General features: G+C 50.5%; 18 protein-coding genes and 2 tRNA genes. 4 read left to right on the forward strand and 16 right to left on the reverse strand.

What is annotated here, in order from left to right; translation table 11 throughout:
* Positions 1-67 precede the first annotated feature (67 nt).
* The 6 genes from CLOSYM_RS21045 to CLOSYM_RS21070 form a co-directional block, all read right to left on the reverse strand.
* Positions 68-156, reverse strand: a tRNA-Ser gene (locus tag CLOSYM_RS21045).
* A gap of 48 nt (positions 157-204) precedes the next feature.
* Positions 205-290: transfer RNA gene (locus CLOSYM_RS21050), tRNA-Ser, on the reverse strand.
* Between the two features lie 394 nt (positions 291-684).
* Positions 685-1803 (reverse strand): MBL fold metallo-hydrolase, encoded by a 1119-nt coding sequence (locus CLOSYM_RS21055; protein WP_021643738.1) that lies wholly within the window; start codon positions 1801-1803, stop codon positions 685-687.
* Positions 1790-2887, reverse strand: a complete 1098-nt coding sequence (locus CLOSYM_RS21060) for an ABC transporter ATP-binding protein (protein WP_021643739.1) — start codon at positions 2885-2887, stop codon at positions 1790-1792. The genes CLOSYM_RS21055 and CLOSYM_RS21060 overlap by 14 nt, the downstream gene beginning before the upstream one ends.
* Before the next feature lie 66 nt (positions 2888-2953).
* Positions 2954-4726 (reverse strand): ABC transporter permease, encoded by a 1773-nt coding sequence (locus tag CLOSYM_RS21065; protein ID WP_021643740.1) that lies wholly within the window; start codon positions 4724-4726, stop codon positions 2954-2956.
* A gap of 13 nt (positions 4727-4739) precedes the next feature.
* A complete protein-coding gene (locus CLOSYM_RS21070) occupies positions 4740-5873 on the reverse strand; it encodes an extracellular solute-binding protein (RefSeq protein WP_044903086.1) in 1134 nt (377 codons plus the stop codon).
* Between the two features lie 194 nt (positions 5874-6067).
* Between CLOSYM_RS21070 and CLOSYM_RS21075 the strand changes: the two genes are divergently transcribed.
* Positions 6068-6688, forward strand: a complete 621-nt coding sequence (locus tag CLOSYM_RS21075) for a TetR/AcrR family transcriptional regulator (protein ID WP_003510987.1) — start codon at positions 6068-6070, stop codon at positions 6686-6688.
* A 232-nt stretch (positions 6689-6920) separates the two neighbouring features.
* A complete protein-coding gene (locus tag CLOSYM_RS21080) occupies positions 6921-7406 on the forward strand; it encodes a hypothetical protein (protein WP_003510989.1) in 486 nt (161 codons plus the stop codon).
* Between the two features lie 186 nt (positions 7407-7592).
* Here the strand turns inward: CLOSYM_RS21080 and ispD are convergent, their stop codons facing one another.
* The 8 genes from ispD to CLOSYM_RS21120 all read right to left on the reverse strand — a co-directional run bounded on the left by ispD (position 7593) and on the right by CLOSYM_RS21120 (position 13444).
* The gene (gene ispD, locus CLOSYM_RS21085) at positions 7593-8315 is read right to left on the reverse strand and encodes a 2-C-methyl-D-erythritol 4-phosphate cytidylyltransferase (protein ID WP_021643743.1); all 723 of its coding nucleotides are present in this window, start codon (positions 8313-8315) and stop codon (positions 7593-7595) included.
* On the reverse strand, positions 8315-9352 hold the full coding sequence (tsaD, locus tag CLOSYM_RS21090) for a tRNA (adenosine(37)-N6)-threonylcarbamoyltransferase complex transferase subunit TsaD (protein ID WP_003502947.1): 1038 nt from the start codon (positions 9350-9352) through the stop codon (positions 8315-8317). The genes ispD and tsaD overlap by 1 nt, the downstream gene beginning before the upstream one ends.
* Before the next feature lie 16 nt (positions 9353-9368).
* The gene (locus CLOSYM_RS21095) at positions 9369-10280 is read right to left on the reverse strand and encodes a ribonuclease Z (RefSeq protein ID WP_003502945.1); all 912 of its coding nucleotides are present in this window, start codon (positions 10278-10280) and stop codon (positions 9369-9371) included.
* Between the two features lie 486 nt (positions 10281-10766).
* Entirely contained in the window at positions 10767-11009 is a 243-nt protein-coding gene (locus tag CLOSYM_RS21100; protein WP_024739808.1) for a hypothetical protein, read from the reverse strand.
* 216 nt (positions 11010-11225) lie between these two features.
* Positions 11226-11681 (reverse strand): ribosomal protein S18-alanine N-acetyltransferase, encoded by a 456-nt coding sequence (gene rimI, locus CLOSYM_RS21105; RefSeq protein ID WP_003502942.1) that lies wholly within the window; start codon positions 11679-11681, stop codon positions 11226-11228.
* A gap of 98 nt (positions 11682-11779) precedes the next feature.
* The gene (gene tsaB, locus CLOSYM_RS21110; protein ID WP_021643747.1) at positions 11780-12526 is read right to left on the reverse strand and encodes a tRNA (adenosine(37)-N6)-threonylcarbamoyltransferase complex dimerization subunit type 1 TsaB; all 747 of its coding nucleotides are present in this window, start codon (positions 12524-12526) and stop codon (positions 11780-11782) included.
* Complete coding sequence (gene tsaE / locus CLOSYM_RS21115; RefSeq protein ID WP_003502937.1) at positions 12523-12951, reverse strand: tRNA (adenosine(37)-N6)-threonylcarbamoyltransferase complex ATPase subunit type 1 TsaE; 429 nt, start codon at positions 12949-12951, stop codon at positions 12523-12525. Before tsaE ends, tsaB begins: the two co-directional genes overlap by 4 nt.
* Position 12952: 1 nt before the next feature.
* Complete coding sequence (locus CLOSYM_RS21120; RefSeq protein ID WP_003502935.1) at positions 12953-13444, reverse strand: YcxB family protein; 492 nt, start codon at positions 13442-13444, stop codon at positions 12953-12955.
* A gap of 461 nt (positions 13445-13905) precedes the next feature.
* Between CLOSYM_RS21120 and CLOSYM_RS21125 the strand changes: the two genes are divergently transcribed.
* Together CLOSYM_RS21125 and CLOSYM_RS21130 are read left to right on the forward strand one after the other, a co-directional pair.
* Positions 13906-14949 (forward strand): asparaginase, encoded by a 1044-nt coding sequence (locus tag CLOSYM_RS21125; RefSeq protein WP_003502932.1) that lies wholly within the window; start codon positions 13906-13908, stop codon positions 14947-14949.
* A gap of 80 nt (positions 14950-15029) precedes the next feature.
* On the forward strand, positions 15030-16325 hold the full coding sequence (locus CLOSYM_RS21130; protein WP_021643749.1) for an amidohydrolase: 1296 nt from the start codon (positions 15030-15032) through the stop codon (positions 16323-16325).
* 56 nt (positions 16326-16381) lie between these two features.
* Here CLOSYM_RS21130 and CLOSYM_RS21135 read toward each other — a convergent pair whose 3' ends face one another.
* Complete coding sequence (locus CLOSYM_RS21135; RefSeq protein WP_003502921.1) at positions 16382-17665, reverse strand: TRAP transporter large permease; 1284 nt, start codon at positions 17663-17665, stop codon at positions 16382-16384.
* Positions 17662-18156 carry a TRAP transporter small permease gene (locus CLOSYM_RS21140; RefSeq protein ID WP_003502920.1) on the reverse strand — a complete coding sequence of 165 codons (495 nt, stop codon included), beginning with the start codon at positions 18154-18156 and terminating at the stop codon, positions 17662-17664. The genes CLOSYM_RS21135 and CLOSYM_RS21140 overlap by 4 nt, the downstream gene beginning before the upstream one ends.
* Positions 18157-18196: the final 40 nt, after the last annotated feature.

An 18196-nucleotide genomic window follows, 5' to 3' on the forward strand; every position in this document is an offset into this window, starting at 1 on the left:
GTTTTACATACTGTTCAGTTTTCAAGGTTCTTTGCATCTCCATCTAAAGCTTGTCCGGTGATGCTCACGCAGAAGGAGGGATTTGAACCCTCGCGCCGCTACTAACGACCTACTCCCTTTCCAGGGGAGCCCCTTCAACCTCTTGGGTACTTCTGCCGGTTGATTTCTTATTTATATATGAAGCTGTGCATTATATTTCTCAAACGGAGAGAGTGGGATTCGAACCCACGCGCCCTTTCGGACAAACGGTTTTCAAGACCGCCTCGTTATGACCACTTCGATATCTCTCCAAACGTGCTTTCATATTTTACATCAGGCAGTTCGTTTTGTCAAGCACTTTTTTATCTTTTTTTGAATTTTATCTTTTTTTGATTTAATTCAAGCATTTGATAAAATATATCTCGGCAGCCTCCGAAAACGGTTGTTTATCAGGGCTTTGTCGCTTGCTGTCTCAGCAGCAACGTCGATAATCTTATCATGTCTTTCGCCAAGTGTCAACTACTTTTTTCAATTTTTTTCATTTTTTATTTTCTGCCTTCTACAGCAGGATTCGCCCGTCTCAAATTTACTGTTAATTCAAGCGGCCGCAGGCAGCCAAAAGGCGGCCTGCGCTGTGCGCCTGCCGCCTTTTGGAAACGTGCCGGAATACCTTTGGCTGATTTGTATCCTGTCCATATTGACCGTCTATGAATTACCGCTTACCACCAATTCACAGACGCCGTTGTGAAATGGAAGTATGGTTCCAAATGAATTACCTTTTATAATCCGTTCAAAGTCTCCCCTGCTCTGGTGATGGGGAAACATGTACTTTTCGGCTTTCCCCTCATTTAGAAGTCTCTGCACAGCGCCGCCCTCTCTTACCCGTCCGGTAACCAGAACAACGTCCCCCTCAGAAACCATGGCCTGCACGTCTGCTTCATTTTTTTCGTTTTTCAGATGTGTATCTGCAATCAGCAGGATATCAAATCCACTCTCCGCCTCTTTCCGGCAGATTTGCTGCTGCGTTATATCCCTGAGCATATCGAGGGATTCTTTTTTATACCACCAAATATCTCCGAGCGTTTCATTTGCACACTTCATAAAAGTTTCATCCACGCGTATTACGGCATAAGGCAATTCACTCTTTAATAAATACAGAAGTTCTAACCCCCTCCCATACAGCGGGACAGGCAATATCACTCTTCTCCCTGTCTCAAGCTTTTCACGGACTCTCCTGATTAATGCCTGGCGCAGTTTTTTTGCCCCAAGTCCGGTGCTTTCATGGGCGCAGTCAATGATTGCCAGCTGCGCCTCCCTGTTTCTGACCGGGTCGCAGAGATAAAAAACGGTATCCTCCTGATAATCTCCGCTGAAAAAACAAGCTCCCAGCTCATCTTTTATCAGAAACCACAGTCCGCCCGGACAATGCCCGCTCCTTCCATAGTTAACCCGGACCGTCTTATATCCGGTATCTGCAAGACTCTTCCCTTCACCTTCCCGGTTATCCTCCGTCTCGTCCAGTATGAGTATCTTATTATAAGCGATTCCCGACAAGCGCAGCGTTACCTGCGATGTCACAAGCCATCCGCGGAATCCCTGTTCCGCAAAATAGCCGAATGCTCCCGCATGATCTTTATGACAGTGCGTGAGAAAAAGAAAATCTGCCTGAGCCAGTTCCTCGGGGGTGACAGCAGGCCACGGAACCGGATCGGTATCCATGATTCCGCAGTCCACGATATAACAGCGCCCTTCCGTCCCATATTCTACCATAAAACAGCTCCGGCCGTGTTCTCCGTAACCGCCCTTTATACTAATTCTTCTCATAGATATACAGCCTCTCTTTGGCTATGCAGGCATATCCCGTCTTGCCCTCTTCCAGAAAGTCCTGATGGAGCAGGCAGAAGCCCTCTCCCTCCACAGTCATTACCTTAATACGGTAAACGCCTCCCTCAAAGGTGGACATCACCACAGTGACCGGGATTGTATTCTCTCCCTCCGTCTCCTGCCATCCGCATTCTTCCGGCCTAAACCGCAGTTCGGCCCGGAACGGAACCTGTGTTCCGTCCTCCGTTCCCGCTTTGCCGGTGGGTTTAAAATACAGCCCCGTCAATTTTTTTCCTCCCAGGGATACCTGACAGAACTCATCTGAGCCGGAAGTGATTAGGGCTTTCATCAGGCAGTTACCTGCTCCCAGAAGTCCTGCAACCATGCTTGTCCCCGGCTGCAGATAACAGGCAAACGGCGTATCCATCTGATCAATCATGCCGTTATTCATTACAATAATCCGATCCGCCATGGCAAATGCCTCGGACGGGTCATGAGTTACATGAAATACCGTCGTCTTCAGGGAATGGAACAACTGTGCCATCTCTGTGCGCATCTCAATCCGCAGTTGAATATCCAGATTACACAGCGGTTCATCCAGAAGAACAATCGCCGGTTTCGTAATTAGCGCCCTGGCAATTGCCACTCTCTGCTGCTGCCCGCCGGACAGCTCCGACGGGTACTGCTCCAGCAGTCCTTCCAGATGAAGCAGGGATACCACCTCATTAAGACGGCTCTCCATTTCCTCTTTTCCCAGTTTTTTCACCTTCAGCCCGTACAGAATATTTTCCCTTGCTTTCATATGAGGCCAGAGGGCAAAATCCTGAAAAACCATATTAATGCTGCGGTCCTGTATGGCAACCATTTTGCCAGCCGCCGATACCTGCTGCCCGTGAATGGCAACAGTTCCTCCATCCAGGGGCAGAATTCCCGCTATAATATTCAGCAGCGTCGATTTCCCGCACCCGGAAGGCCCCAATACGCTGATAATTTCGCCCTCCTCAACGGAAAAATTGATTCCCCTGAGGATTTCTTTTCTGCCAAAGAACTTTCTTACATCGTTTATCTCCAATATTTTATCCATTTCTGTTCCTCGTTTTTTCTGATATTGCCCGGCATGAAATTTCCATGCAGCGTACCTTTGCCGGGGTCAGGGACGTGTCTGCGAATCACCTGCGAAGCGGTCGCCACGGCCTGTTTCTGCGGCGCAGTTCCGGCGCGGACTGCGGGCGGCACAGGCCGGACGGTTGGTACCTGACCTCGAAAGATTCATCAAGTATTCCAAAATCAGCATAATCCCTATAATAAATGCAGCGCCCACAATGGTTGCGGCAGCCGCGTACCCGAACTTCAAATCATTGTATGAATCGCTGATGTAAACAGGCAGAGTGCTGTAGTTCGGCGGATATAAAATCGTAGTAATGGCCAGGTTGAATACGCTTCCGCCAAATGCGGCCAAAACGGCCGACACTACGCTGCCGTGCAGAAGCGGAAGCAAAACCGTGCGCATTCTTCTTCCAAATCCGGCTCCCTGCACCTGGGCCGCGATCAGCAGGCTTTTCGGCACCTTCGCCATCCCTCCGACCAGAACACGGTTAATCAGCGGAATGGCCGCCGCCACGCTGGCCAAAACGAGAATAGACGGTTTTCCATACAGATGCAGGCCCAAAGGCGTCAGCCATTTCTGGTTCCAGACAAATATGTAACCAATACCCAGCACGACTCCCGGAACCGCCATTGCTATCAGTGTCATCATATCGATAACCTTTTTTAATTTAAACAGAGAATAAGTCAGCACATAGGCAACACAAAAACCGATTATAATACCGATGGCAGCCGCTACCCCGGCCAGGCTTAAAGAGTGCTTTACGCCGGTCAGAAGCTGACTGCCCGTTTGAAATACTTTTGCATAATTATCCAGAGTAAACCGGAACCGCTGGATACTTACCGAGCTTGAAAACGACATAATCAGATTGGAGCCAACCGGAATCCCCAGAGCCGCCAGACAGAAGCAGAAGGTCACTGCCGAGAGCGCCGTCGATTTGATACGTCCGATACGCTGGGGCGTTACCTGCTCCGTCCCGTTGTCCAGAAAGTCAAATTTTCGTTTCCCCATAGCGGCGTACTGGATAATCATTGCAATCATGATCATAATCATCAGATAGAACGAAAGGACCCCGGCCATATCAAAACGGACCGGAGAAGAACAGATAGCGCTGTAAATCGTATAAGGCAGGGTCGGAAACGAATACACAGCCGTAATCGTTGACGACATTCCATAGTCGCCTACCGTATCCATAAAAATCAGCATGGCCGCCGAACAGTATGCCGGAATACAGAGCGGCAGCTGGACAGTAAGCCACGCCCGAAAGGGACTGGCCCCATTCATCCTGGCCGCGTGTACCAGCCTGGACGGATACCATTCCATGGCAGTTTTTATCGTGACATAGGCAAGGGGATATTTGCATAACACCATGACGCAGACCAGCCCCCAATAGCTGAACACAAAGCCGCCGACTCCTTCAATCCCCAGCCAGGCACTCGCAATCCCGTTGCCTGAAGCAAAATAAACCCAGCCCTGGGCCAGAATAAAGGAGGGCACTATCATGAGAATCCAGCTTACAATATCCAGAAACCGCGCCCCGAAAAAGCTGTATCTGACTCTGACATGTGCAAGAAACGCCGCCAGAAGCAGGCCAATTACCGTTGTTCCGATACTCAGGAAAAAGGAATTGAAAAATGCCTTTTTCCACAGAGGGCGGACAAACACATCCAGAACCAGCTTTAAATTAGACGGATCAAATTTTTCTATCTGCAGACCCGGGCATACAACCTGAAATAGTACCGCCGCCAACGGCAGCAGTACTAATAGAATCAGGATTGCAAGGATGCCAAAGCCCGCTGCATTATCCTTACTTTTCATTTTTCCCCCGCTCTTACTGTGCCGACATGTCTGCAAACCAGGCCTTGATGTCAGCCTCATTTTCTGCGCCGAATTCTATATCAGCCACAGCCATCCTGGCGTTTGCGTCACGTTCCGGCTTCAGAGCCACGCCCTCTACAGACGGCTCAAAGTAGCCTTCGTCCCCCATGTCAACGAGTTTCTGCTGTGTATCGGCATCCAGCAGGAAATTTACAAATGCTTTAGCAATCTCCTCCTGTTCCGTAACGGCGCTGATGGCCGCCACACGGGTGGAACCAGGCGCTCCTTCTTCCGGCCAGATAATCGAAATCGGTTCGCCGCTTTCCTTCATATCATAGGCATTCGTCTCCTGGAGCAGAGCCACGGAAATCTCACCGCTTGCAAGGGCCTGCACGACCTGCGGATTTTTAGGGAATACCTTTAGCCCCTGGGAAAACATCGTCTGGAAGTATTCTTTTCCTCCCTCAAGTCCCAGGCTGTCCATAAAATAAGCTGCCAGAGGGTAGGCCGGGGCCGCAACGCCGGGATCCGCCATGCCGACTTTTCCGCTGTACTTTTCATCTGTCAGATCCGCAAAGGTTTTTGGAGCGTCTGCTTCTGTAAATACATCGGTGCGGTATACAAGCACGCCTGCCGCATGGATACCGGTCGGATAAAAGCATTTATTATCCGGAACCAGGTTCCTTGAAAACTCCGTCAGATTGGCGGCATTCTCCGGTTCCCAGTCTGTCAGAAGCTGTCCCTCACCGGCCAGGTTATATACGTCATACATGGAGTCAATCCAAACCACATCCCACTGGGGATTCCCGGCTTCCGCGGCAATCCGCGACATTGTCTCGGCGCCGTTGCCTGATACCACTTCCACATCATAGCCGGTGGCCTCCTTGAACATTTCCGGAATTACAGCGTCAAAATCATTCAGATACACCACCAGAGGCTTTGTCTGAGTTACCCTGCCCTCCTGGGAACCGTCATTTGCACCGGTTAACGCCTCCTCCGTATTTTCTGCCGTATCGGCAACCGTTTCGGCGGCCGCTGTCGGAGCGGAATCCGCCGAAGTGCTGCCGGACCGGCAGGCTGTTAAGGATGCTGCCGCTGCGATACAGGTAAACAGAGCCGCTGTTTTTCTAAGTATGTTCTTTCTCATTTGTGTTTTCTCCATTCCTCAGTTATTCAATTCGTTAATTCTGATTTCTTAATTTTATAATATTCGTGTAAAACGTAATATCATAGACTGGTAAAACATTTGTAAAGCTTTTTTCTTCTTTTGTGTCAAACCATGACAATTCACCCGCATCTGTGGTAAACTGTTTGTATATCGGCAGAAACGGAGGCACGCCCATGTCAAAAAAGGCATATTCAGAGCAGGAACGGAAACAGGTAGGGCAGGATTTATTGTCCGTAGGGCTGGAAATGCTGTCCCAGAGGGGGCTGAAAGGGACAAAGCTCCAGGACATTCTTCAGGCAGTGGGAATTTCAAAGCCGTTCTTTTATGGGAACTATTACGCTTCTCTGGCAGAGCTGGTTCTTCACATCATCGACTATGAAATTTCCCTGCTGCTTGAGACGGTACGGGATGATATTGCCAAACGGGACGCTCCCGTGGAGGATCGGATCAACCATTTTCTGAAAATGATGATTGACAGCCGCCAGCACCACTTTTTTGTCATGACCCAGGAAGAGGAGGTGCTTGTCAGCAAACATCTGACCCCTGAGGAGCTTGAGGCGTTCCAAAAAGGACAGGCGGCTTTTTACGGAGAGCTTCTCTCCCTCTGGCACATACCGGAAGAAAAATGTACGCCCAAAGAATTAGGCAATCTAATCCTCTCGGTGGTTCTGATCTACAACTCGGCGGCCCGATCGCTCCCATTTTTCTTCCCGGAGGAATTAGAACGGACGGCCCGGGCCCAGGCCACCGCCCTTTCCAGATATCTGGCCTCGCTGGCGGACAGCAGTGACTAGCGGCAGCGCATCGTATGAACCGATGCGCTGTTTTCTTTATGGACAGGCTTGCTTTTCTTAAAGAATTCCAGTATAATCCATTTAAATACTTTCATTTACGCAATCGTAATTAAATGACGCTTACGGTCACGGTTCCAGAGGCGTCAGACATTCGGCCAATCTGAAGTATTTCTGCGCTTTAATCAAAAGTTGCAAAGTAACTGTAAAGTATTAGCATAGGAGGAATTAAATCATGGGATTATTCGGAAATCTGTTCAAGGGGCCCCAGGTGGACATGGCAAAAAGTGATGCCAACCGTAAGAAAATGCGCGCCTTGTTCAATCAAGCGGTAGAAAACGGAGAGGACTACAAAATACTTTTTGGCTTCACGGAAGATGTGAGCCGTTTTAATTACGGCATTGTCCACGGCAGCAAAACGAAAATCGGCAATCTGATCGTAGGCTGGAATGAAAGCAGCCAAACTATCGTTGTCGTTCCTACTGTTCCCGATTTGTCCGGCTGCGGTGATGCCGCATTCTACCAGCGGAGCGAAATACTGAAAGCATATCAGAATAAGTTCCCCACCAACGCTTTTATCATTTACCCGGACAGAAAAAGCTATATCGGTATCGAAGTCTGTGACTGGCTGGAGGACGAAAAGCTGTATGTTTATGTTTCCCAGGATGAGGAGGTAAAGGCGTTTACCGAGTTCTTCCTGAAGCAGTTCCAGAAGAAATAAGTTTCGGCGGCATGATTCCCTGCCGCCGCAGGCATTGGCTCACTTAGCGAATGTAACATGCTTAGTGAACAAGCCCTATTTAGAGCTGCGATCCTCTGCGGAGCGGTTTTCATTTAACAGGAGAACTTTCCTGTTAAATGAAAAAGAGCAGCAACCGAAGTCCCTGCTCTGTCCGTACTGCCTATTTTATTTCAGAAACGCCTCCGCCACAAACATGTCCTCCGGCGTTGTCACCTTAATATTCCGGTAAGATCCTTTTGTCAGCCTCACCTTTACGTTTGTCATCGACTCCACCACCATGGCGTCGTCGGTAACGCCTTCCTGGTATTCCTCAAAGCTCATCATCTTATCATAGGCTTCCATGAGCAGGGGATAGGAAAATCCCTGGGGGGTCTGAATCATCCAGACCTTGTTCCGATCCGGCGTCATTTTTGCAAATCCGTCGTCATCGGACAGCTTCACCGTATCCTTGGACGGCATTCCGGCCGCACAGGCTCCGTAAAGAACGGCATCTTCCATCACACGGCCGATTATTTCCCCATCTGCAAACGGCCTGGCTCCATCATGGATCATGACATAATCCTCCTGACCGTAGCCGCCCCGGCTTCCCAGGTATTTGAGTCCCTCATAAACAGAGTGATAGCGCTCTTTACCGCCGGAGACCACAGCCATAACCTTACCGATTCCATACCGCTCCACGATCTCTTTCCGGCAAAATTCCCTCTCGTCCTCTCCTGTAACAAGAATAATATCGCTGACCGCGCTTTGTTCAAATTGCTTCAGCGAATAATAGACAAGCGGTCTGCCGTCCAAAAGCATATACTGCTTCCGGATGCCGCTGTTCATCCGCTTTCCTTTCCCTGCCGCCAGCACTATGGCCGCCGTTCTTTTGCCTTCTCTATCCGCCATCACCGTTCTCCCAATTTCAGGTTCGGCACCGCATTGAGATCCCATCCTGCCCTGGAACCGCCTATATATTCATAGTAGGCCGCCACGCCAATCATTGCGGCATTATCCGTACAGTAAACCGGTGACGGATAATAGAACTTAAGCCCTGCCTTTTGGCATGCCTCCTTCATCCCCTCACGGAGAGCCGTATTGGATGCAACTCCTCCTGCGATTGCCACCTTGTCGTAACCATATTCTTTTGCCGCCAAAACCGTCCTTGTAACCAGCACCTCCACCACGGCATTCTGAAAGGATGCGGCCAAATCAGGAACCACAATCTCTTCTCCTGTCATCTTTGCATGGTTAATGTAATTGAGAACCGCTGATTTCAGGCCGCTGAAGCTGAAGTCATAAGGATTGTCCCCGACTTTTGCCCTTGGAAATTCTATTGCATGTTTATTCCCGCCCTGCGCGGCCTTATCAACCTTGGGGCCTCCCGGATATCCCAGTCCGACAGCCCTCGCCACCTTGTCAAACGCCTCGCCGGCGGCATCGTCCCTCGTCCTTCCGATTATCTCAAACTCCCCGTAATCCTTCACGATCACCAGGTGGGTATGTCCCCCCGATACAATCAGGCACACAAAAGGAGGCTCTAAATCTTCATTTTCTATAAAATTGGCCGATACGTGGCCCTCTATATGGTGTACGCCCACCAGCGGTTTTCCGGCCGCATACGCCAGCGCTTTTGCCTCGGCCACTCCCACTAAAAGAGCTCCTACAAGCCCCGGGCCATAGGTGACGGCAATTGCCGTAATCTCTTCCAGGGTCATATCCGCCTCTTTTAACGCACTCTCAATGACCTGGTTTATCTTCTCAATATGCTTTCTGGAAGCAATCTCCGGTACTACCCCTCCATAAAGTGTATGAAGGGCAATCTGTGACGATATAACATTCGAAAGCACCTGCCGGCCGTTCTTAACTACGGCAGCCGCAGTCTCATCGCAGGAGCTTTCAATCGCCAGAATATAAACGTCCCCGTCTGCTGTATGTTTCTTCATGACGTCCTCCCGATTCCTAATCTTCCTCAAATCCCAGTTCCGCCGTCCAGCCGTCCTTTGCTGCCTTCGCCTCAGGGAATATCTCTCTGACCTTGTCCATATATTCTTCCGGTCTGTTAAGGGACGGGCTGTAGTGAGTCAGCCACATCTGTGCAGGCTTGGCCGTCCTGGCCAGGCTGGCCGCCTCATACATGGTCATGTGCTTATATTCTCTGGCTTTGGACTCCTTTCCGTCCTCGCCGTACATCCCCTCACAGATAAAAAGATCCGCCTCTTTTGCATATTCGGCAATGACCGGAACCGGCCTTGTGTCGGTACAGTAGGTGACACGGATTCCCTTCCTCGCAGGGCCCAGAACCATATCCGGAGTCAGCGTCCTCTCTCCGTCCTGCACCGTCTCCCCCTTCTGGAGTCTGTTCCAGTATTTCTGGGGGATCTGCTGCTGCCTGGCCCGCTCCACGTCAAATCTGCCTTTTCTCGGAATGGAAATCGAATATCCATAACACGTTACGTTGTGGTTCACCTTATAGGCATCTATTACGTAAGGTCCGATCTGAAACTGCTCTCTCGGCTCCGACAGTTCTATAAAACGGAGGGGAAAAGGCAGCTCCGGCGCAATCGTCCGAAGCGCTCCCACCACTCTTTCAAGGCCCTTCGGCCCAATCATAATCACCGGCTCCGTTCTCTCAGCATTGCCCATGGTCAGCAGAAGTCCCGGCAGGCCGCTGATATGATCCGCATGGTAATGGGTAAAACATATCACATCCACAGGCTTCGGACTCCATCCCTTTTCCTTCAGCGCTACCTGCGTACCTTCTCCGCAGTCTATTAATAAATTGCTTCCGTCGCAGCGGGTCATCAGCGATGTCAGCCACCTGTATGGCAGCGGCATCATTCCCCCTGTTCCAAGCAGACAAACGTCTAACATGTATATTCCTCTTTTCTGTCTCTTTCTGAAAATAGTTCCTCCAAATCATACCATAAAAGGAAGCATAGTTGCAAGTATTTAACGGAGGTTGGGGGGACACGTCCGGAGCGGACCATGTCCGGTGTGGCGGGAGTGGTGTGGCTGAGTCTTCAGTCCCCGGGTTTTAGACTGTCGTGAGGGGGAATCCGGCCGGAATGAATTCCTGCGGAGACCGTTTGCACTCTTTGGAGTGCGCATCAGTGCTAAAAGCTCAAGGAACCTCGCTAAGCACCGGCGGACTCCCAGGGCCAATTCACAAAATTGAGCGGAAGTAAATCCGGTACTGTTCTTCCGGCCTTCCTTCCGCTCAATCGATTAGGAACTATTATGAAAATCAAACGCATCCTTCTCCAACCCACGACAATCTTCCCACCGGGACGAAAGACTCATATACACATTTAACCACCCCGTCCGCCAGCCGTCCCGGCAGCGTCCTCACCGCCTAATTTATAATAATTCTATCTGTTCTTCCACATCCACCGGAATACAGAATTCTGCCGTCATTCTGTCATAACATTCTTCACACAGATCAAAATGATGCACTTCTCCGTCCTTCTCTGAAAAGTAATCCCAGACGTAATCAAAACGGGCAGCCCCTTCCCTCAGGATTCCTTCTTTTACGACCATCTTTTTTCCGCACATGTTACAGCAGACTGCGTCCAACTGTCCATTTTCTTTGTACTTCCTCATAATATCCTCGCCTTTCTTCTTATCCTGCGTTACCATTTTCAGGTTGTCCATCCCGGGCAACAGTTTAGACAGCATGAACTGTTACCATCCCGGACCTTTTTGTTTTTCCTCATACTTTCCCGTCCGCTCTCCTGTCTTTACCGGCTCGCCTTACAGCGAAAAAAGGAGCATCACCGACAGGGATACTCCTACATTATATCTGGTTTATTCACGATTTTAAGTGGTAATTATTTCAACTCCCCGGCGCCACATAATCAGCGCATCCTCCACCGGATTTGAATAATACCTTTTTCTGACTGCTTCAATCTTAAAACCGTATGATTTATAAAGGCTTATGGCCGCGGCATTGGAAGCTCTTACCTCCAGGCTTATCTCATCCACCCGGTTTGCCCTGGCATACTCCGCCAGAATTTCCATCAGATCCCTGCCGTACCCCCTCCCCCTTGCCGCAGGAAGAACGGCAATCCGCATCAGTTCACCCTCTCCGGCTATCACGCGGAAGTTGCAGTAGCCTGCGATTTTACCGCCTTCTTCCAGTACCCAGACCTTGTCTAAAGGGCTGTCCAGACAATCTGAAAGAAGCGTCATAGACCATGGTACGGTAAAGCATTCCTGTTCCAGTTCTGCCACGGTGTGCAGATCCTTCGTCTCCATCAAACGGATCGCTGCCATCTTACTCCTTTTCCCGGCACGGTTCACAGACCGGCTAATCTAAGCGGCGCCATGAACGGTCCCCATCTTCCAGTTATAATATTGATATTCAAGCTGCCTTATCTCTCCACAACTACGATTCCGGCCGCCAGCTTATCCATCTCTCCCTGACGTTCCGCCACCTCGCGTTCACGCTCCGCCTGGGATTTCCTCAAGTAGTCGGGTTTATGCTCCGCAGCCGTCTGAAACCTGCCCTGTTCATAGTACACAGCCCCCAGAGCCGCAACGGAGGCCCCTCTCTGCCGGTTCACATGAGCCGGGGCAAATTCAAAGGGCACGTTCATTGTCTCTTCTATTATATGACGGCAGACAGGCACTCCGTCACCGAGAAAAATAACTTTTTCTCCCATCCGGTTAAGCTCCTGCGTCAAATCCCTGATATCCGACGGCCACTGCTCCCTCACCACTTCGAAAGAATCCAAAAAACGGTAGAGTCCCGTATATACCTGGCTGCGCCTTGCATCCATAATCGGGCAGATCAAAGCGTTTGCGCCGTAAAGGTTGTAGGCCATGGCATCCATGGTTGGAACGTGGATCAGCGGTTTATTCAGGGCCAGCCCCAGCCCTTTTCCCGTCGCCGAACCGATGCGAAGTCCGGTAAAGGAGCCTGGACCTCCGGAAACGGCAATGGCATCCACGGTGTCAAGTTCCATCTCCAGCAACCCCATCATCTGATCAATCATCGGCAGAAGTGTCTGGGAATGCGTCTTCTTAAGGTTGACCGTATATTCCGCCGTAACCACATCATCCGTTACAATCGCCACAGAGGCCACCAGGGATGAACTTTCTATTCCAAGAATTCTCATTTTCTTTCCTCCACAGTTATTTTACGGTAGTCAAATCCCTTTTCCAGATCCTTTTCAATCCGTATCTGCGTAAGCTGATCCGGCAGAATCTCCCCGATCAGGCTGGACCATTCAATCAGACTGACGCCGTCGCCGTAAAAACAGTCTTCATAACCGATTTCATCCATCTCGCTGATGTCTCCAATCCTGTAGACATCAAAATGATAGAGCGGAAGCCGCCCTTCATCGTATTGCTGGATAATCGTAAAGGTAGGGCTGCTGACCGGCCCTTCAATCCCCAGTCCTTTGGCAAAGCCCTGGGTAAATACGGTTTTCCCCGTGCCCAAATCACCATCCAGGCAGTAAACCTCACCCGGCCGGGCCTTCTGCCCGAGCTGTTCCCCCAGTTCAAATGTCTCCTCCGGTGTAAATGTCTCTATTGTCATCTCAGATTCCCTTCCTCAATTCTGCCGGAACATACTCCCTGAGCAGATTCAGGAACTGTTCCTTTTTTCCGCCTTCCAGCACCCGCTGCGGGAACAGGTAGGCCCTGTCTTTCGTCAGATACAGCACATAGATGTCCGACACCTTTCCCACTTTTATAATCTGTTTCCAGCGGATCACGGCTTTATCCCTGCCCTGGTGAACTCTGAGCCCGTTATAATCTATTTTAAAATGAGTTTCCTTTGATCTCTGAGGATCCAGCGCTTCCCGCCCCGCCTTCCTGTACAGGACAAACGGCTGGGTGCAGGCAATCAGCACTACTGCCAGCGCCAGTATGGCTTTCATAAAACCGGGCTGGGCCGGCCACGTCGCCACCACGGCTCCGAGGGCAAGTATCGTGCAGCCGATACTTATGAATCCCGGTACTGAATGGTAATAGTGGTGCAGCGAAAACAGGAAAATCTCCCTAGACGTAACCTTAACTCGTAAATCCATCTTCCACTCCTCTTTTCTATCAGCTTTCCTTCCCACATCTTAATATAGGATTAGAAAAAAGTCAATCCGCCGTTACTGTTCACAGGTGAGGAGGAGGACGCGTCCGGAACGGACCATGTCCGGTGGGGTGAGGTTTTGGCTGAGACTTCCGTCCCGGCGAAAACCTGGCCTTGGGGCGGCATCCGCAGACTTTATCTTCGCCCGCAGCCCCAAACCACGGCAATCTTCCCCGTGACGAAAGACTCATATACACACCGCACCCCCTTGCCAGCGATTTGCGTTTCCTGTATACTTGTGGTAACAGTTCAGGCAGGTCTGCGCATTCACTGCGCTGACCGTGCAAAAGGGTAGTGGCAGCATGCATCCGGCTCATCGCATAGCGATTTAATTAACCGGATGCCGTAACAGTTCATGCTGTCTGTACTGCTACTACCTGTGAACATAAAGGATGGTAAAATGCGATGAAGAAAATACTTTTATTCACAACCGGAGGCACGATAGCCTCAAAAGAAGGTAACAACGGCCTCGAACCGGAAATGGATGCAAACGAGCTTCTCTCCTATATGGGAGATCTGGCCAACCGATATGATATTACCTGCCGCGAGCTGCTAAGTCTGGACAGCTCCAATATCCAGGCGGAAGAATGGAGAAAAATCGCGCGGAATATTTTTGAAAATCTGGAACAGTATGACGGCATCGTCGTAACCCACGGTACGGATACCATGGCATATACAGCTTCCATGCTCTCTTTCATGCTTCAGAACCTGAAGGTTCCCGTCGTGCTGACCGGTTCGCAGATGCCGATTGATAATATGCTGACGGATGCCAGAAATAACCTCTACGCCGCCTTTGCCGCCATTGATGCCGGGATTGCCGGGGTCAGCGTCGCCTTCAACCGGCGCATTATGCTGGGATGCCGTGCGGTCAAGGTGAGAACGCTTGGCTTTGAGGCTTTTGAAAGTGTAAATGCCCCTTATCTTGCCGAAGTATTTGCCAACGGAATGCGCAGATACCATGAACCGGAAAAACCAGTCCCCGGCTCCCGTCCCGGAACCGGTGCTTCCTCCTCAGAAGGACATCATCCGGCTGTCCTGAAAGACAGTATCTCAACGGATGTCTTTCTGCTGAAACTGATCCCCAACACAAAACCTGCCATTTTTGATGCTCTGCAAAAACTGGGTTACAAAGGGATCGTACTCGAGGCCTTCGGAGCCGGCGGACTCCATTTTTTCAGAAGAAATCTGCTTGAGAAGCTGGAACAGCTCACAAAGGCCGGCATCAGCGTTGTAGCCTGCAGCCAGTGCCTGTATGAGCCCAGCGACTTTTCTATCTATGAAGTGGGACGCCGCCTGCTGGAGTGCGGAGTAATCCCGGGCCGCGATATGACGACGGAGGCGGCAGTGACCAAACTGATGTGGGCGCTCGGCCAGACACAGGATCCAAGCGAAGTGCGGAAAATTTTCGATACGGATATTGCAGGAGAGGTTTCTATAAACGGAGACTGACATACCAAACCGCCATATGACCGGAACAATAGCCCTGAACTGCAACTATTTTAATGTAAATATATACAGGAGAGAAAATCATGAATGAGACAGAAAAACGAATTATACAGTTGATTGATGAACACCGTGAAGAACTGATCGCCATGGGAAATGAATTGTACACACGGGCGGAACGCGGCTTTGCCGAAGTGAACACCTCCGCCTTCATTGCAGATAAACTTAAAAAGCTTGGGCTTAACGTTCAGACCGGACTGGCCGGGACGGGACTGCGCGCCTCCGTCGGAAAAGAGGGCGGTGTCAATGTGGCTCTGATAAGCGAACTGGACGGTATACTCTGCCCCTCGCATCCTCAGGCCGCACCGGACGGTATGAGCCATGCCTGCGGCCACCATGCCCAGATGACCGCTATGCTGGGCGCCGCGATTGCCCTGACTTGCCCGGAGGTTGCCGCAGAGCTGGACGGACAGGCTACATTTTTCGCTGTCCCCTCGGAAGAATTTCTCAGCGAAGATATCCGCTGCGGACTCAGGGAGAAAAATATCTCCACCCACTCAGGCGGAAAGGCGGAGCTGATTTACCGCGGCTGTTTCAAGGATATTGATATGGCCATCACGACGCACGCCCACATGCTGCCGTTTGATGACTATGATTTCGTGCTCGGCAACAGCGCCTGCACCGGCTTTATCGGAAAAACCGCTGTTTTCCACGGCAAAGCGGCCCACGCCGCCGGAGCCCCTCATGAGGGCGTTAATGCGATGAATGCCGCTGCACTGGCCTTAAGCGCCCTGGGTATGATACGCGAGACATTCCAGGAAAAAGATTATATCCGCGTCCATCCCATCATGAAAGAGGCCGGTTCCGCCGTCAATGTCGTTCCCGACAAGGCGGTTCTCGACATGATGGTGCGGGCCGGTAACTTAAAAGCCGTTGCCGAAGTGTCTGAAAAGACGGATCGCGCTTTCCGGGGCGCTGCCTACGCCATAGGCGCCGAGGTCGAAATCACGGATGTCCCCGGTTATCTGCCTGTCATCGAACGACTCCCCGACAAGGTGATGACAGAAGCTGCCGGACTGCTTGGTGATTCTGTTAAATGGACCTCCATCACCCCCGGACTCGAAAACATGACGTCCACTGATGTCGGCGATCTGACCCATCTGATGCCGGTGCTCAATTTCACATTCGGAGGCTTTGAAGGCGCCCTCCACAGCAAGGATTTCCGCCTGACCGACGCCGAGAAAGCTTTCGTGCTGCCGGCAAAGCTGATGGCTCTCATTGCCTATCGTCTTCTGACCAATCAGGCGGAAGAAGCCAGGGAAATTCTTGAGAATTTCACCCCGGCTCTGACCCTGGAAAAATATCTGGAATATATCGGTTAAAATTTCAAGGCGGCAGGACGCTGCCGCCTCATATTCAGAAAAAGACCTACTGCCCGCTACCCGAGTAGTCCGGGGAGCCAGGTTATCAGTACCGGCACATAGGCAAATATCATAACTGCCGCCATCTCAATCAGCAGGAAGGGCCATACGCCCTTTACAATATCATTAAACTTCAGTCCTGTCACCGAACATGCCGTAAACAGATTATACCCAAACGGCGGCGTGACATAACCAATCACAAGGTTGATAACAAAAATCATACCCAGGTGCAGGGGATCAAGCCCCAGCGTAATTCCCAGCGGCACAATTACCGGAGCAATAATAATAATCGCCGCCACTGTGTCCATCAGCGCTCCTACTATGAAAAGCAGAAGCATCAAAACCAGAAGATAAATATACTTATTTGTGATAAATACCGACAGGGCGCCTACTATCTGATTGGAAATCTGTGTGACAGACATAATCCAGGACAGCAGGTTTGCGGCTGCAATAATAAAATCCACCATTGCCGCCGTCTCCATGGACTTGACAAGAGCTTTTGGAAGATCTGATATCTTAATTTCTCTGTATACAAAAATCCCCACGAAAAGCGCATACACGACTCCGACTGCCGCCGCCTCGGTAGGCGTAAAGACGCCGCTGTAGATTCCCCCCAGAATAATAATGGGAAGCAGAAGCGCTCCGAGAGCAGACCACGTATTCTTCAAAAATTCCCGAAAAGAAAATTTTTCTCCCTTATACTTGAGTATTTCCGGATTACGCACTGCAATTACCGCATTGACTCCAATCAGAAGCAGCATCAGCGTTACCCCCGGCACAATTCCGGCCACAAACATTTTTGGGATGGATACGCTCATGGTTACCCCGTAAATAATCATCGGAATACTGGGCGGAATAATCGGCCCCAGTGCGCCCCCGGCCGCAGCCATACCGGCCGCCGTTTTAATCGGATATCCATTTTTCACAAGGGACGGAATCATAATACTGCCGATAGCCGCCACCGTGGCAGGGCCTGAGCCCGTAAGCGCGGCAAATATGGCGCACGACACAATCGTCACGATTCCCAGGCCGCCCGGAAGCCAGCCAAGCAGGCTCTCCGCCCATTTAATCATCCGTTTGGATATTCCTCCGCGATCCATCAAATCCCCGACAAACACAAACAGGGGAACAGCCAGCAGAGGAAATGAATCCAGCCCCGTTACAGCTCTCTGACAGACCAGAGTCAGCGGCTTCATGCCGGTTTCCAGAAGAAAAAATATCCCGGAGCCAAGGATGGAGAATGCAACGGGCACGCCGGCAAAAATCATAAGTATCATAATTAAAAACATTATGCCTATCATAACCGTTCTCCCTTCCCCGCCAGTTCTGCCAGTGATTCTGCCAGATGTACCGCGGAATAAAATATAACAAGAACGCCGCAGACCGGAGCGGACGCGTAAACATACGACATGCTGATCCGGAGCGCCGGACTGAGCTGCATCCTCGTGGACATTACGACCTTCCAGCCATATCTTACTAAAACATATGCGACTAAAATAATAATAAGGTTGACCGCTATTTTTAACACTGTCTGCACCTTTTTCGGAAGGGCGTCCGTAATCGCCGTTACCGTCGCATGGGAACTCTTTTGCGTACAGATAGCCGCCCCCAGCAGGTTAGACCAGATAAATGCATAGCGCGCCAGTTCCTCTGTCCATGACAGGGAATTATTCAAAACAAAACGGGTAAATACCTGAAGGACACAGGCTGCTATTAAAATGGTAAATGAAACCGCCACCATTATATTCAATACTTTTTCGACAGCGGCGTTCATCTTTTGAATTCCTTTCACTGTCACCCCTCCTCGTATAATAAGTTTGTAAGCAAGAAAA

The organism is [Clostridium] symbiosum ATCC 14940, assembly GCF_000466485.1.
GTDB lineage: Bacteria > Bacillota > Clostridia > Lachnospirales > Lachnospiraceae > Otoolea > Otoolea symbiosa.

Coding starts and splice junctions, on each gene's coding strand:
- tsaD (WP_003502947.1), bottom strand. CDS start 9,352: ATGAAGAAACATACAGCAGACGGGGACGTTTATATTCTGGCGATTGAA.
- CLOSYM_RS21120 (WP_003502935.1), bottom strand. CDS start 13,444: ATGGATTTACGAGTTAAGGTTACGTCTAGGGAGATTTTCCTGTTTTCG.
- ispD (WP_021643743.1), bottom strand. CDS start 8,315: ATGGCGGATAGAGAAGGCAAAAGAACGGCGGCCATAGTGCTGGCGGCA.
- CLOSYM_RS21125 (WP_003502932.1), top strand. CDS start 13,906: ATGAAGAAAATACTTTTATTCACAACCGGAGGCACGATAGCCTCAAAA.
- CLOSYM_RS21080 (WP_003510989.1), top strand. CDS start 6,921: ATGGGATTATTCGGAAATCTGTTCAAGGGGCCCCAGGTGGACATGGCA.
- CLOSYM_RS21135 (WP_003502921.1), bottom strand. CDS start 17,665: ATGATAGGCATAATGTTTTTAATTATGATACTTATGATTTTTGCCGGC.
- tsaB (WP_021643747.1), bottom strand. CDS start 12,526: ATGAGAATTCTTGGAATAGAAAGTTCATCCCTGGTGGCCTCTGTGGCG.
- CLOSYM_RS21075 (WP_003510987.1), top strand. CDS start 6,068: ATGTCAAAAAAGGCATATTCAGAGCAGGAACGGAAACAGGTAGGGCAG.
- tsaE (WP_003502937.1), bottom strand. CDS start 12,951: ATGACAATAGAGACATTTACACCGGAGGAGACATTTGAACTGGGGGAA.
- CLOSYM_RS21055 (WP_021643738.1), bottom strand. CDS start 1,803: ATGAGAAGAATTAGTATAAAGGGCGGTTACGGAGAACACGGCCGGAGC.
- CLOSYM_RS21065 (WP_021643740.1), bottom strand. CDS start 4,726: ATGAAAAGTAAGGATAATGCAGCGGGCTTTGGCATCCTTGCAATCCTG.
- CLOSYM_RS21100 (WP_024739808.1), bottom strand. CDS start 11,009: ATGAGGAAGTACAAAGAAAATGGACAGTTGGACGCAGTCTGCTGTAAC.
- rimI (WP_003502942.1), bottom strand. CDS start 11,681: ATGGCAGCGATCCGTTTGATGGAGACGAAGGATCTGCACACCGTGGCA.
- CLOSYM_RS21095 (WP_003502945.1), bottom strand. CDS start 10,280: ATGTTAGACGTTTGTCTGCTTGGAACAGGGGGAATGATGCCGCTGCCA.
- CLOSYM_RS21130 (WP_021643749.1), top strand. CDS start 15,030: ATGAATGAGACAGAAAAACGAATTATACAGTTGATTGATGAACACCGT.
- CLOSYM_RS21070 (WP_044903086.1), bottom strand. CDS start 5,873: ATGAGAAAGAACATACTTAGAAAAACAGCGGCTCTGTTTACCTGTATC.
- CLOSYM_RS21060 (WP_021643739.1), bottom strand. CDS start 2,887: ATGGATAAAATATTGGAGATAAACGATGTAAGAAAGTTCTTTGGCAGA.